Source organism: Catenulispora pinisilvae (genome assembly GCF_015356865.1).
In the GTDB taxonomy this organism is placed as follows: Bacteria; Actinomycetota; Actinomycetes; order Streptomycetales; family Catenulisporaceae; genus Catenulispora; species Catenulispora pinisilvae.
In genome coordinates, this window is the sequence record NZ_JAAFZA010000105.1 from 1 (window position 1) to 13,108 (window position 13,108).

The following is a 13,108-nucleotide window of genomic DNA, read 5'->3' on the forward strand; positions in this document are numbered from 1 at the left end:
ACCCAACACCCCGGCATCCGGCACCCCATCCGCCCCAGCCACGATCCGCGCATTGTGCGCCAACTCCGCAACCAACCCATCCCCGGCCCGCACCACATCGTCCCGGATATCACCCCAGGCACGATCCACGGCCACCAACAACTGCCGGAACGAAGGCAACCCATGCCGAGCCACCGGCGGATAGTACGTACCGGCCTGAAAAGGCTTCCCCTCCGGCGTGGCGAACACCGTCATCGGCCACCCCCCACCCCCCGTCATCGCCTGCGTAGCCGCCATATAGACGGCATCCACATCAGGCCGCTCCTCCCGATCCACCTTCACACACACGTACTTCTCGTTCATCAGCGCGGCGATCGCCTCATCCTCGAAGCTCTCGTGCGCCATCACGTGGCACCAATGGCACGCGGCGTAGCCGATGGAGATGAGCAGCGGCACATCGCGGCGGCGCGCCTCAGCGAACGCCTCGTCGCCCCATTGGTACCAGTCCACCGGGTTGTCGGCGTGCTGGAGGAGGTAGGGGGAGGTGGCATCCGCGAGCCGGTTCATAAGCCCCATCCTCGCACGGCGTTGCATCGATCTCCTGACCAAGACACCAGCGAGGCTGCACACTTGGTCCAGGAGGTTCACCATGCACCACAACACCGCCGTTCGACGGTTGCGTACCATCGCCGAGGATTGCGACCGGGTCGGCTCGCTGTTAGACGGCGAGGATGGGCTGGTCGGCATATACGCTTACGGCCCTGTACTCGATCAGCCCGGCCAGGAACTGGAGGCCGTGAACGTCCTCCTCGTGTTGGACATGTCCGCCGCGGAGCTTCCCTGGGGAGTCGAGACGCCAGGATGCTCCTCGATTGCTCACCTGCTCAGGCTGGACAAGGCGCCGGTCTTGAGGCGGTGGCGGTCGGCGGAGCGGCCTGTGGGGAACCATGAGATCCGCAGGCCGATGCCCATCTGGTTGCGGGAGGACGGGGTCCAAACGGCCGCGCTCGATGCCCTGGTCCAGCGACGTGCCGAGCCGTTCCGACTCGCGGATCCTGATGACGATGTCCTCGCCGAGCAGATCGCCCATGAACTCGAGACGTCGACCGCGCACCTTCGCGCAGTCCGAGATCGCTACGGGGACGATGGCGACTGGCGTCGTTCGCATCGCGGCGACGGCCGATATCCCGAGGATCATCTCTGGCAGGCCGTTGACGGGTATCTCGATCTCCTCGACGCGTCGGCTTCGACTCGCTCTCAGATCTGACTGTTCCAGGTGGCATGACGCGGTAGCGCCACCGGTGTGAGCACGCTGAGTAAGCGAGAGCTCGACGCGCTGACGGAGGAAGCGATCGTTGACGCATACGACGAGTACGAGCGGACGGCCGGCTTCGCCAACGATGGGCCAGGGCCGGGCATCACGGCACTTTGCCGTCGAGACAAGGAGCAGCAGCGCATCGGGATCCTGGACTTACCACCTGCGACCCCGCCGCCGGCGGGGTCGCAGTGGTCGCGGCAGACCGCCACAGGCTTACAGGGGCATAGACGTGAGCGAGTATCAGTACTACGAGTTCCTTGCGCTAGACCAGCCGCTGAGCGACGACGCGTACGAGTATGTGCGCGACTTGTCGACTCGGGCGGAGATCACTCGGACCCGGTTCGTCAACGAATACCAGTGGGGCGACTTCCGAGGAAATCCATCAGCATTGATGGACCTCTGCTACGACGCACATCTGTACTTCGCAAACTGGGGCACGCGGATCCTGATGCTCCGCCTGCCGCCGTCCTGGCTCGACCTGGATACCGCGGCTGAATACTGCAACGACGAAACCTTCAGCGCTCGCCGCAGCGGGAAGAACATCGTGCTGGAGTTCCAAAGCCAGGACGAGAGCGGCGAAGACTGGGGGTACGAAGTCCCCGGCTCACTCGGCTTGTTCGTCGGCATACGGAACGAACTGTCCGCGGGAGACCTGCGTCCGCTTTACCTTGCCTGGCTGGCCGGCGCCTACTACGTCTTGGACGAGAACGAGGGCGACCAGTCAGATGGCGACCAGGAAGACGACTACGAAGTCGAGCCACCTGTTCCGGCGGGCCTCGCACAGTTGACAGCGCCCCAGCGTGCGTTGGCTGACTTCCTCCGCGTAGATCAAGACCTGCTGAAGGCCGCAGCAGAGGCCTCGGCGCCGACAGTTGACAAGCCTGCCGCCGATCAGGACGGGGCCATGGATTCCTGGATCGGCGGGCTCACCAAGAAGCAGAAGGACGAGACCCTTCGCCGCTTGCTGTCCGACGACCACGCTCGTGCCCGGAAGGAAATCCTGCGCAGCCTTCAACCACGCGCCCCCAAGCCTTCCACCGTTCGACGCAGGATGTCCTCACTCATGGCAGCGGCAGCTTCCCAGGCCGACATCCGCGAGGCGGAGCGACAGCAAGAACTGGAGCGACAGCAAGGACTGCGCGACCTGGAAGCTCAGCGCCACCGTGAAAGCCAGCTCGCCCTGCTCTCGGACCGCGGCGAGCGGCCGTGGGCCGACGTCGCGGACCTGATAGCCGCGAAGAAGCCGACCTCATACGACGCCGCCATCCGGCTGCTCACCGACCTCGCCGAGATCAGTCGCCGCCGCGGCCGGTCCGCACAGTTCGCCGAGCGGCTCGCGGAGCTGCGCTCGGCTCACCAGCGCAAACCGAGCCTCATCGAGCGGCTAGACGCAGCCGACCTGCCCTGATCTGACCTGCCTGCTTGCCTGCCGATCCCGCACTACCTGAGGGGCGATCCCACGAAGATCAGACGTCCGACAATTCTGGGATTTCTGTTCTGGCAGTTCTGGGATTCAGAGCTACAACTCCGTCCCAGCCCCCGGCCATATGAGCGCAGCGCCCTCGCCGGCGGATGCGACAAGGAGCTGACTAGAGCGCTTAACGCATCACGTGGCACCAGTGGCACGCGGCGTAGCCGATGGAGATGAGAAGGGGGACGTCGCGGCGGCGGGCTTCCGCGAACGCCTCGTCGCCCCATTGGTACCAGTCCACCGGGTTGTCGGCGTGCTGAAGCAGGTAGGGCCAGGTCGCGGTAGCCAATCGGTTCTCGGTGCCAGCCTCCCATAGGCGGGCCGGACGAGACACGATTCGGCCGTACCCGGCGCGGAACGCCGACCGGGTCGGCTTATCGGCCGTGACGTGCCGAGCAGGGGCCAACGTCGGACGCGATGGTGACGGTGGGGGGATCGGAAGCTCGACAATTCTGGGAAGTTCGGTGTGGCGATTCTGGGATTTTCGGGCCGTGGCGGCGGACCTCGAACTGTTCGTGGCGGCCGATCGTGCGGCGCCTATCTGTATCGACGAGTTCCAGCACTTTCCTCAGCTTCTCGACACGAACGTTTCGACGAGGTTAGTGAACGGTTCGAGGCGTGGGCCGCATGCCCGCATTGACGCAGTTCGGTCTGCGAGCCTTCGCGCTGCGGATCGTGCGGTTCGCGAAGGCCGTCTTCCCCTGGCGGTCGCCTAGGGGTGCGGGTGGAGTTCGATAGTTTGACGCAATGATTACGTCAAACTGTCATTGATGCATGCTCTACCCGACACCTGAACTCGACGCCGACGACCAGCGCGTACTCGGCGAGATCGACCGCGCCCGGGAGAGCTTGAAGCACCAAGTAGCCGCCTCGCCGGCGAAGTGGACCGCTAGATTGCGGAAGTTCCTCACGGCTGACGCCGTCGCGGCATCGAACTCCATCGAAGGCTTCAAAGTCTCGACGGTCGACGTCGAAGACCTGCTCGACGGCGAGCGCGACGTTGACGTCACCGATGAGAACCGCCAGGAGACGCTCGCGTACCAGCAGATGATGACGTATGTCCAGACGCTGCATGATTCGGGCGACTTCAGCTATAGCAAGGGCCTCCTCAATGGCCTGCACTGGATGCTGCAAGGCCACCGACACGGCAATCGGAAGCCAGCCGGACAATGGCGTCGCGGACCCGTCTTCGTCACCGATGCCCGCGACCCCAGCATTGCCGCGTACACAGCTCCGGACACGGCCGACGTCCCCGACCTAATGCATGAACTCATCGACTGGCTGAACAACGACGACCGAAGCCACCCCCTGGTACGCGCGGCAATGGCGCACCTGGACCTGGTGTTCATCCATCCCTGGGCCGACGGCAACGGGCGTATGTCACGGTCATTACAGACGCTCATGATTGCGCGCGAAGACGTTCTGGCCCCCGAGTTCTCGTCCATCGAGGCATGGTTGGGACGGCCTGGCAATACCTGGGAGTACTACCGTGAGCTCGCACGCCGCGGTGCCACGTACCTTCCGGATCAGGACGTTTCAAGTTGGATCCGCTTCAATCTCACGGCATACCATCAACAAGCTCGAACGGTGCAAGCTCGGCTCAACCGTTCCGGGCAAGTGTGGACCGAGTTGTCAGGCTTCGCAGCCAGTACAGGCCGCGACGATCGGATCGTGTCCGCCCTCCATGATGTCGCCATGGCCGGCCGAGTCCGCCGTTCCCGTTACGAGCACGCCGAAAATCTCAGCATGCAGCAGGCTCAGCGGGATCTGCGCGACCTCGTCACCGCCGAAGTACTCGAACCAGTCGGCCGCACACGCGCCCGCTACTACACGGCAGGCGCACGGTTCCCCGAACAAGCGCTTCACATCGCTCGTACACCCATGACCCTGTCCGACCCGTATTCCCAGTGACGCCGACGGCCGGGCATCCGGCACACCCGGCAAGGCTCGCCATATCGACGCATGGCGTTCGGCCGATGTCCCGACCAAGACGCCGAGCAAGTCGCATGCTGGGTTCAGGAGGTTGCCCATGCATTTCAACACCGCTGTCCGGCGGCTGCGCGTCATCGCCGAGGATTGTCAAAAGACCGGCCCGCTACTCGACGGTGGGGACGGCCTGCTGGCCGTTCACGCCTTCGGGCCGGTACTCGATCACCCCGGCCAAGACCTGGAGGCCGCGAATATCGTGCTGGTGATGGGCATGTCCGCCGATGAGCTCCCGTGGGGTGTGGAGCCGCCGAAGTGTTCCGCTCTTGCTCGCCTGCTCAGGCTGGACAAGTCTCCGGTCCTGTGGCGATGGCGGCCGGCTGAGTGGCCGGTCGCGAACCATGAGATCCGAGGGCCGATGCCCATCTGGTCACGGGAGGACGGAGTCCGGACTGCGGCTCTCGATGCTTTGGCCGAGCGGCGCGCCGAGCGGTTCCGACTCCCGGATCCTGATGACGATGCCCTGGCCGAGCAGAGCGCCCGCGAACTCCAGACCTCACTCGCGCACCTTCGCGCCGTCCGCGATCGCTACTGGGACGACCTCGACTGGCAGCGCTCGCATCGGCGCGACGGCCGCTATCCCGAGGATCATCTCTGGCAGGCCGTTGACGGCTACCTCGACCTCCTCGACAGGTCGGCATCGACTCGCTCTCAGATCTGACTGCTCCAAGGAGAGGCAGCGCATCGGGATCCTGGATCTGCCGCTGCCGTCACCACGGCCAGCCGGGTCCGAGTGGACGAGAACGGCCCCGCCGACCGAGCACTCCCGCGCCCGGCCCACGAGGCCGCTCCACGTCATAGGCGCTAGGTCATACGCGCCACGTGCTTAGCCCTGCCAGTTGTCCAGCACCTTGTTCGGGTCGTAGAGCACGACCGTGCTGCCGACCATGTCCATCAGGGACTTGTGCTGCTTGTTGCTCAAGAAGAGGATGAACGAGATGAGGCCCGTGATGGCTCCCAGGATTCCCTGGGCGAGGCCGCCGACGATGTCGCGCAGGGCCATCGTGCCCCAGGTTGCGACGCGGCCGTTGGCCGGGGTCCAGCAGCGCATGCCGAGGACCTGCTGTGTCGGGCCGCGGCCCTTGCTCCAGGAGATCAGGCCCCAGATGAGGTAGCCGATGCCGAGGGTGACCACGAGCAGGAGGAGGGACAGGAAGTAGGCGCCGATGCGGCGGCCGACGCTGGCGAGCTGGACTCCCTGCGGGAGGATGAGCTCCGAGGCCGGGTCGTAGTACATGCCCGGCGGCACGTTCATCTGCTGCGGCGCCCCGTATCCGTAGCCGGCAGGAACGGGCGGCGCCTGCGGCATGCCCTGGTAGCCCGGGACATACTGCTGTCCGCCGGGCTGGGGCGAGTCCGGGTACTGCGGCTGAGTCATCGATGAGTCTCTTTCTCCATAGGCCGCGTCGACCCCGCCTATGGCGTGACCCCCGCAGTCCATCCGGATTAGTGGTGGATTGCTTCCGACTGTTGTGTTTGCCGGGGCCCGACAGTCCCAATGATGCTCAGCACGCATGTCTGATCGACAAGGTGACCGCTAACCCCCGGCGCACCAGTGTGCCGAACTGCGCAAACGCGCGCTACCCCTTCGGCGAAGGTTAATTATGCGGGCGGGTACCGAGGTAACTCCAGTGGCGCGCCGCGCACCCCGTGGGATGCTGAGCGGGGCACCTCGTCGCCGGGCCTCCGTGAGCACTTCATCACCCCATTTATACCATTTGGTAGCGAGATCGGCGCGCCGAAACAGCCGAATGGAACAGCCGAAGTGCGGCCGACGAGGTGTCACGCCAGCAAGCCGGTTGAGGGCCCCGGCGGAGACGAGCGACCGGGGCCCCGCCTCAACGCCACGCCTCCGCCACCGCGAGCGAGTAGTTCCGCGACCGATCGCCGATGAAGGCCTCGAACCACGCCGACGTCCACCCCGACAGCGAGACTCACCCTCGAACAAGCCTTCGATAAATCGCTATCGTTGTCAGGACCCTGCGACTATTCTGGACTAGCAAGGGCACGTCGACACGCTGCGCCCGCCCGCTACATATGGGCAGGTCAAGCGACCCTTGACCGTCGAGCGCAGCACCATCCGAACGGAAGGAACCGAGTCCGTCTTGCGTAGCCGACTCAAGTCCGCAGGAGCCCTGGGTGCCGCCACCGCGGCCGTCCTGATCGCCATGGCCGGTCCGGCTGGGGCTGCCGCCCACGCCACCGCCAAAGCCGCCAGCACCTCCGTCCCCACCGCCGGTCCGACGGCCGCGACGGTCCTGTCTCTAACCGGCTTCTCGTCCATCGCCGCCGACTCCACCCACCACCAGGTCTTCGTCTCCGGCGCGGGGTCCGACCCGGTCGCGGTCACGGACTTCGCCGGCAAGCCGCTCACCACACTGCCCGCCCTCGACGGTGCCAACGCGCTGGCCCTGTCGCGGCAGGACGGCATCCTCTACGCGGCGATCAGCGGCACCGACGAGATCGCCGCGGTCAACACCGCCACGCTGCAAGAGGTCGCCGTCTACTTCACCGGGACCGGGCACGATCCTCAGCACTTGGCCGTCGTCGGCAACGACATCTGGTTCAGCTACGGCAGCACGGGCAGCGCCGGGATAGGGATGCTCGACCCCGGCGCGCTGACTGTCAACACCACCGGCGAATCAGCCTTCTACTACGCCCCGATACTCGCCGCCTCGCCCAGCGCGCCGAACACGCTGGTCGCGGGCAACGCCGGCGTCAGCCCGTCCGTCATCGAGTCCTTCGACGTCACCTCCGGCGCGCCCGTGGCGCTGGCCACATCCAATCCCTGGGCGCAGTCGGACGGCTGCGAGAACCTCCGCCAGTTGGCCATCGCCGCCAGCGGCAAGGACGTCGTCGCGGCCTGCGGCGCACCGTACTACGGCAGCCAGCTGACGCTGAACACGATGACCGAGGACGCCACCTACCAGACCGGCGCCTACCCGTCCGCCGTCGCGGTCGCCCCCGCGAGCGGCACGATCGCGGTCGGCCTGGAGGAATCCAGCTCCTCGGTCGACCTGTTCACGCCCGGCGCCTCGAACCCGACCAGCGCCTACAAGCTCGGCGGCTTCAGCGTCTACGACCTGGCCTGGGACCGGTCCGGCGACACCCTGTTCGCCATCACGTCCACCTCGACCCCGCAGTCGTCCGCCCCGACGTTGAACGTCATCACCGTCCCCTGATTCATAGAACCGCCGACGGGCAAAAGTCCGCGCCGCTCGCACTTTCGAAAGTGCGAGCGGCGCGGACCTGTACAACGCGGACCTGTACAACGCAGGCCGCGCTAACGCAGACCGCTACAACCCGGAATCAGTGTCGGCCGACCCGCCGATGCCGACTCCCCCAAGCGATCGCAGCACCCGCACAAAGCAGCAGGACGCTGATGGTGATCAGCTCGGGCAGCGCGTCACTCAGGCCGGTCTTCGCCAACGTGCCCGAGCTGGATGCGGTCGGGGTGGTCGGCGTGGTCCAGGGCGTGGTCGGGACCGTCGAGCGCGTGGACGACGGCGATGTCGTCGGCGGCGTCGAGGAGGACGACGACGAGGTCGACGGCGGCGGGCTCGACGGCGGGACCGGCGGCGGGATGTAGACGCCCGCGTCGATCGTGTGGTCGACCCCACCGGGTTCGGCCGGTGCGGTCACCGGTGCGAAGCCGTCACACAGCTGCCCGGTCGTGGGCGGCACGACGTTGGAGTCGTGCGCCCGGTCGGTGCCGGCCAGCGGGAGTGTGAAGCGCAGGTCGGTGGCCGCCGGTTGGCTGGGCACGTTGTCCGTCTTGGCGGTGCACGTGTCGAACTCCACCGTGTACTTCGCGCCGGGAGTGAGCTGGTACGCCGCCCCCACCCCGCCGAAGTAGTACTCGCCGGCCTTGTCCGTCGTGGTGGTCGCCACCTGCTTTCCGTTCGCGTCCAACAGGTTCACCGTGGCGCCGTACAGCGGGACCTCGTTGGTGCTGTGCGGGTCCTGGATGCCGTTGTGGTCGCCGTCGAACCAGACGTAGTTGCCGATCTGGATCGGGGCGTTGGCCGCGGTGTAGGCGATGTCGCCGAGGCCGCCGGCCTTACCGAAGGCGTTGTCGTTCGGGCCGATGAACTGGTAGCCGTTCGCGGGGTCGTTCTGGCCCGGGCCCTCACCGGTCTTCACGTCGTAGTAGCCCAGGCCGTTGGAGCTGACCTGCAAGGCCGGGTCGAGTTCGGTGCTGACGACCCACTGCTGTTGCGGGACATAGGCCACCGAGCCCTGGGACGCGTCCTCGTGCTCGCCCTGACCGGTGTGGTTCGGGTCGAAGAAGTCGCCGGGGAAGTACTGCACGACGCCGGCCGGCTTGTGGCCGTCATCGGCATACGTGGCGTTGTTCGGACAGTCGCCGGTCCCCTCCCAGTCATAGCCGTTCGGCGCGGAGCAGGCCATGTCGATGGCGCCGCCGGACATCCCCTGTTCCGCGGTGTTGTTCCCCGGTCGCGGATCGAGCCCGCCGGCGCCGATGACGTCCATGAACCGGTCACGGAACCCGAGGATCATCGAGCCGTCACGGGTGAAGGCCAGGCTGGCCAGCTCCGGTTGCGGATCGATGTACACCTCGTCGTATCCCATGCGCTGGTCCCATGTCGGCAGGCTGGTGTTCCACGGGTTCCAGTGGTCGGACAACGCGGTGGCGACCCCGTTGATGACCTGGCCCCGCTGGTAGTCGAGCCCCTGGGTCAGCACCTTGGAGAAACTGGAACCGTCGTAGGTGTAGACGACGGCCTTCAGGTCGCCGCGCTGCTGAGTGCTCTCCGCGTCACACACGCCGCCGACGTACAACTTGGCGTCATGCGCGCTGACGGCGAACGGCCGCCAATCGCTGTTCGCCGCGCACCCGGGGTCGGGAATCGGCACGGTCGCCAAAGGCGCCGAAGCCGTCTTACCGGTCGCGTCGAAGCTGACCAGAGAGCGCGTGTTCAGGTTCACCGCGTACAGCGTCTTGCCGTCCTCGGACAGCGCGACGCCGCCGACGCTCTCCTTCCCCGGTACGTCCACGAACGCCGGGTCCTTGCGCATGTCGACCAGCAGGCCGTGGCCGGTCGGCGCGGCGTCGGGCACGGTCGCGAACAGCGTCGGAGCGGACGAGCCGTCGGCGGACGTCGTGTAGATCGCGCCGCCGCCGTCCGGACCGTAGACGGTATAGCGCTTCGCGAAAGCGCTCTGGAAGATGCGGGTCTGGTTCTTGTCGTACGCCAAGCCCCACGTCGTGCCAACCTCAGATTGGGTATTGAGGATCGCGGGGCAGTTCGTCGGCGGCGTGCAGGTGTTGCGCGCCGCGGGATCGACCGCGACCAGCGCCTGGCCGTCGGGGTCGCTCGGGGCGCCGCTGGTCTTCACGGCGGGCGTCTGCACCGGGACGTAGTACTTGTGGTCCGACGTGGTGTAGTCCGCCGGGTTCCACACGCCGGTGATGACCGAGGCCTTCTTGCCCGCGGTCACGTCGACGAACGTGGTGAAGCTGTCGAAGTGGTTGGTCTTCGTGGAGGCCGGGGCCGCCCGCAGATAGTTCAGCGTCTGCGGGACGCTCACGTCGACCCGGTACTGCCCGCCGACCAGATCGGTCGAGGACGGCACCACGAACTCGCCGGTCGCGTCGGTGATCCCGATGACGTGGTGCCCCGCCGCGTCAGCGACATCGACGCTCATGCCTTGTTGTGGCGTGTCCATCGTGGCGTTGATGACGCCGGTCCCGAAGAAGTCCCGGAGCACCTGGACCGTCACAGACCCGTCGGAGGAGTCCGCGCTGGCCGCCGGGGCCCCGCTCGCCATCGCCCCGGTAGCGCCACCCACCGCCAACAGAGTCGCCATTCCCACCCGGGCCAGCCGCCCGACTCCCCGTCCGGCTGGCCGTACCCGTCTTCTGCCGGCTTCGCTCATGCCCGATATCCTTTTGTCAGGGTACTGATGTGGTGTTTCGAGGCACCGGACCGTGGCCGGGCGGGTACGGCGCGCGGGGGCGGCGGGGTGCCACGGAAACACCACAGTGAATCAGAGCATTGTATCGCTCGGCCGGTGAAAACACCTTGCGAACAGGTGTTTCATGGCGAACCGGACGCGGCCGGCACCCGGGTGCCCGTAAGGTACGGCCATGCCAAAGCCCCGAGAAGTGCCGCCACGGGCGCCCGCCGGGCGGCGCGTTCCGCGGGCCCGTTGGCTCATCGCTGGAGGCTGTGTCGTCGCGGTCGCGGCGGCCGGCGTCATCGTGGTCGCGGCGAGCGGGTCCGGGAGCAGCACCAAAGCCAGAGTCCTGACATCGGAGGAGGCGAACCGGTTGGCCATCACGCGGTTCCGCAACTACGAGACCGGCGGCCGGGCGGTGACGATCACCGTACCGGGCACCGCCGGCGACCTCGTCATCACCGGGTCGGTCGACTACCGCGCCAAGCTCGGCTACGGCGTCGTGCACGGCACGGGACGTGACACGTCCAGTGACGGGCTCATCGAGTGGACGGCTACCTCAGTGCTCGTCGATCCGATGCCGAGCGTCCCCGCCACCGCCCCGGCGGCGCCGCCGAACACCGGCTGGTACAGCCGCCAGCTTCAGCAGACCGGCAGTTCGCTGGACAGCTCGCTGGCCATCGCGCTGAACCTGGGCAGCGACCGGCCGGACAACGCGCAGCTGTTGCCGCAGAACGGCGCGATGTGGGTCGGCCAGGACAACGTCGCCGGCCATCAGGTCACTGTGATGACCGGGCCGACCGCGCAGAGCGGGTCCGGATCGGGATTGACGGGGACGGTTCGCTATTGGGTCGGCCAGGACGGCACCATGTACCGGGTTCAAGCCGCGGTGGCTTCCTCGACGCAGCCCGCGGTCATCGAGTTCGACACGCAGAAGTACGCGCCGGTTCCGGCCATCACGGCCAGCCAGTAGCCAATAGCCAATAGCCAATGACCAGTAGGCCTGTCACCTAAAGAGGACCTCAGGACGTCTGCACCAATGCCGTAGCCGCCAGGAGCGACGCCGTCGGCACCTGAATACTCGCCGGGTCCGGCGTCGTCGGCGTGGCCGGGACGACGGTGCCCGGCGCGCCGGCGGCGTTCGGGAACTGCGGCTGGACCGGCGGGGCGGCCACGGTCGTGAACGGGATCCCGGGCGGCGGGGTCGGCGCGCTCCACGTGCCGGACGGGGACTGCGTCTGGTGGGTGGCCGGACAGGCCGCGGTCTTGGGCAGCCCGGACGGATTCGTGACCAGGCCGGTGCCGCTCACACAGTTCCCCTGGCCCACGGTCGCGTTCGGGAAGGTCCAGCCGACATCCAGACCGTTGCCCGCGAAGACGTCGTCCAGGATCTGGTTGCCGTTCGGCGGGACGTCCTGGGTCGCGGTGATCTCCAGACCGGCGTTGACGTTGCCGGTGACCCGGTTGTGCAGGAACTGGTTGGAGCTGCCGCCGTCGACGCCGATGCCGATCCCCCAGCCGCCGTCGGCCTGTTCGGGCGTCGCAGCCTGCTGATTGGCCGCGACCAGGTTGCCCGCCACGACCGCGCCCTGCTGCGGAAGCAGCTTCTCCTGGTGGTCGGAGTCGGTGGTCAGGCCCACGCGGTTGCCGACCAGCCGGTTGCCGACGACGTAGATGTCGTTGCTGGCGTTGGTGCCCTCGTAGCCGACCGCGTTGAGCTCGGCGATGTTGTCCCGCACCACGATGTGGCACGGCTTGCACTGCCCGACGTAGATGCCCGAGTCGGCGCCGCCGGAGGTGTATGAGTCCTCGATGACGCCGTTCTGCGCGGAGAACGCGTAGATGCCGTAAAGGCCGTTGCGAGTCGCCGTCACGTAGGACACCAGGAACGAATTCAGGAAGTTGACCGGCTCGCTGCCGGTGTCGTAGTCGCCGCCGGACTCCGGCGACCCGGCGGCCGCCCGGGCCGAACCGGTGACCAGGACACCGTTCTGGGTGTTGTTCTCGACGGTCAGGTTCTGCACCGCGACCCCGGGCGCGGTGACCACGACACCGTCCGCCTGTTGCAGCTGCCCGTCGATGACGACCTTGTCCCGCGATTCGCCGCGCAGCGTGATTTGAGGTGTCGTGATATTCACGGTCTCGTGATAGACGCCCGGCGCGACCGACACGAGGTCGCCGGGCTTGGCCAGCGCCACGGCGGCGGAGATCGTCGGCGCGTCCGCCGGCACGTGGATGGTCACGTCGCTCCCGGGCGGGCGGTGGCCCTGGCCGGCGGGATGACTCGCGCCGCTGCCGCACGCGGCCGTCGCCAACGTCAGGACACCCAGCACCGCGCTCCCGCGCAAACCCAAATGTGGCACGGCTCAGTCTGGCACGAACGGGGGACTCAGGACTCGGATTCACTACCGGGCGGGGGGATATGGCAGTCT

Annotated in this window: 10 protein-coding genes and 1 pseudogene; 6 read left to right on the forward strand and 5 right to left on the reverse strand. The window is 67.1% G+C overall.

Annotated elements, in window-relative coordinates:
- On the reverse strand, positions 1 to 546 hold a 546-nt coding region (locus IZR01_RS26285; protein WP_228560263.1), incomplete at its 3' end, for a thioredoxin domain-containing protein.
- 82 nt (positions 547 to 628) lie between these two features.
- Here IZR01_RS26285 and IZR01_RS26290 point away from each other — a divergent pair.
- Together IZR01_RS26290 and IZR01_RS26295 are read left to right on the forward strand one after the other, a co-directional pair.
- Positions 629 to 1,246, forward strand: coding sequence for a DUF7711 family protein (locus tag IZR01_RS26290; RefSeq protein ID WP_194895104.1), 618 nt, complete (start codon positions 629 to 631; stop codon positions 1,244 to 1,246).
- A gap of 280 nt (positions 1,247 to 1,526) precedes the next feature.
- Positions 1,527 to 2,705: a hypothetical protein gene (locus tag IZR01_RS26295; protein ID WP_194925394.1), complete on the forward strand. Its 1,179-nt coding sequence runs from the start codon at positions 1,527 to 1,529 to the stop codon at positions 2,703 to 2,705.
- Positions 2,706 to 2,901: 196 nt separating this feature from the next.
- Here IZR01_RS26295 and IZR01_RS52515 read toward each other — a convergent pair.
- Positions 2,902 to 3,102, reverse strand: a pseudogene (locus IZR01_RS52515) (DUF255 domain-containing protein); the annotation flags it as partial.
- 440 nt (positions 3,103 to 3,542) lie between these two features.
- Between IZR01_RS52515 and IZR01_RS26305 the strand changes: the two are divergent.
- Positions 3,543 to 4,679 carry a Fic family protein gene (locus tag IZR01_RS26305; RefSeq protein WP_194925395.1) on the forward strand — a complete coding sequence of 379 codons (1,137 nt, stop codon included), beginning with the start codon at positions 3,543 to 3,545 and terminating at the stop codon, positions 4,677 to 4,679.
- 118 nt (positions 4,680 to 4,797) lie between these two features.
- Entirely contained in the window at positions 4,798 to 5,415 is a 618-nt protein-coding gene (locus tag IZR01_RS26310) for a DUF7711 family protein (protein ID WP_194925396.1), read from the forward strand.
- 165 nt (positions 5,416 to 5,580) lie between these two features.
- Here IZR01_RS26310 and IZR01_RS26315 read toward each other — a convergent pair whose 3' ends face one another.
- Positions 5,581 to 6,132 carry an RDD family protein gene (locus tag IZR01_RS26315; RefSeq protein WP_194895107.1) on the reverse strand — a complete coding sequence of 184 codons (552 nt, stop codon included), beginning with the start codon at positions 6,130 to 6,132 and terminating at the stop codon, positions 5,581 to 5,583.
- A 727-nt stretch (positions 6,133 to 6,859) separates the two neighbouring features.
- Between IZR01_RS26315 and IZR01_RS26320 the strand changes: the two genes are divergently transcribed.
- The gene (locus IZR01_RS26320; protein WP_194925397.1) at positions 6,860 to 7,936 is read left to right on the forward strand and encodes a YncE family protein; all 1,077 of its coding nucleotides are present in this window, start codon (positions 6,860 to 6,862) and stop codon (positions 7,934 to 7,936) included.
- A 127-nt stretch (positions 7,937 to 8,063) separates the two neighbouring features.
- Here IZR01_RS26320 and IZR01_RS53465 read toward each other — a convergent pair whose 3' ends face one another.
- Positions 8,064 to 10,547 (reverse strand): SdrD B-like domain-containing protein, encoded by a 2,484-nt coding sequence (locus IZR01_RS53465; protein ID WP_438939706.1) that lies wholly within the window; start codon positions 10,545 to 10,547, stop codon positions 8,064 to 8,066.
- 319 nt (positions 10,548 to 10,866) lie between these two features.
- On the opposite strand from IZR01_RS53465, the gene IZR01_RS26330 reads away from it, so the two are divergent.
- Positions 10,867 to 11,649 carry a hypothetical protein gene (locus IZR01_RS26330; protein ID WP_228554777.1) on the forward strand — a complete coding sequence of 261 codons (783 nt, stop codon included), beginning with the start codon at positions 10,867 to 10,869 and terminating at the stop codon, positions 11,647 to 11,649.
- Positions 11,650 to 11,698: 49 nt separating this feature from the next.
- Here the strand turns inward: IZR01_RS26330 and IZR01_RS26335 are convergent, their stop codons facing one another.
- Positions 11,699 to 13,039: a right-handed parallel beta-helix repeat-containing protein gene (locus IZR01_RS26335; protein ID WP_194925399.1), complete on the reverse strand. Its 1,341-nt coding sequence runs from the start codon at positions 13,037 to 13,039 to the stop codon at positions 11,699 to 11,701.
- Between the last annotated feature and the right edge of the window lie 69 nt (positions 13,040 to 13,108).

Coding starts and splice junctions, on each gene's coding strand:
- IZR01_RS26305 (WP_194925395.1), top strand. CDS start 3,543: ATGCTCTACCCGACACCTGAACTCGACGCCGACGACCAGCGCGTACTC.
- IZR01_RS53465 (WP_438939706.1), bottom strand. CDS start 10,547: ATGGCGAGCGGGGCCCCGGCGGCCAGCGCGGACTCCTCCGACGGGTCT.
- IZR01_RS26330 (WP_228554777.1), top strand. CDS start 10,867: ATGCCAAAGCCCCGAGAAGTGCCGCCACGGGCGCCCGCCGGGCGGCGC.
- IZR01_RS26310 (WP_194925396.1), top strand. CDS start 4,798: ATGCATTTCAACACCGCTGTCCGGCGGCTGCGCGTCATCGCCGAGGAT.
- IZR01_RS26315 (WP_194895107.1), bottom strand. CDS start 6,132: ATGACTCAGCCGCAGTACCCGGACTCGCCCCAGCCCGGCGGACAGCAG.
- IZR01_RS26290 (WP_194895104.1), top strand. CDS start 629: ATGCACCACAACACCGCCGTTCGACGGTTGCGTACCATCGCCGAGGAT.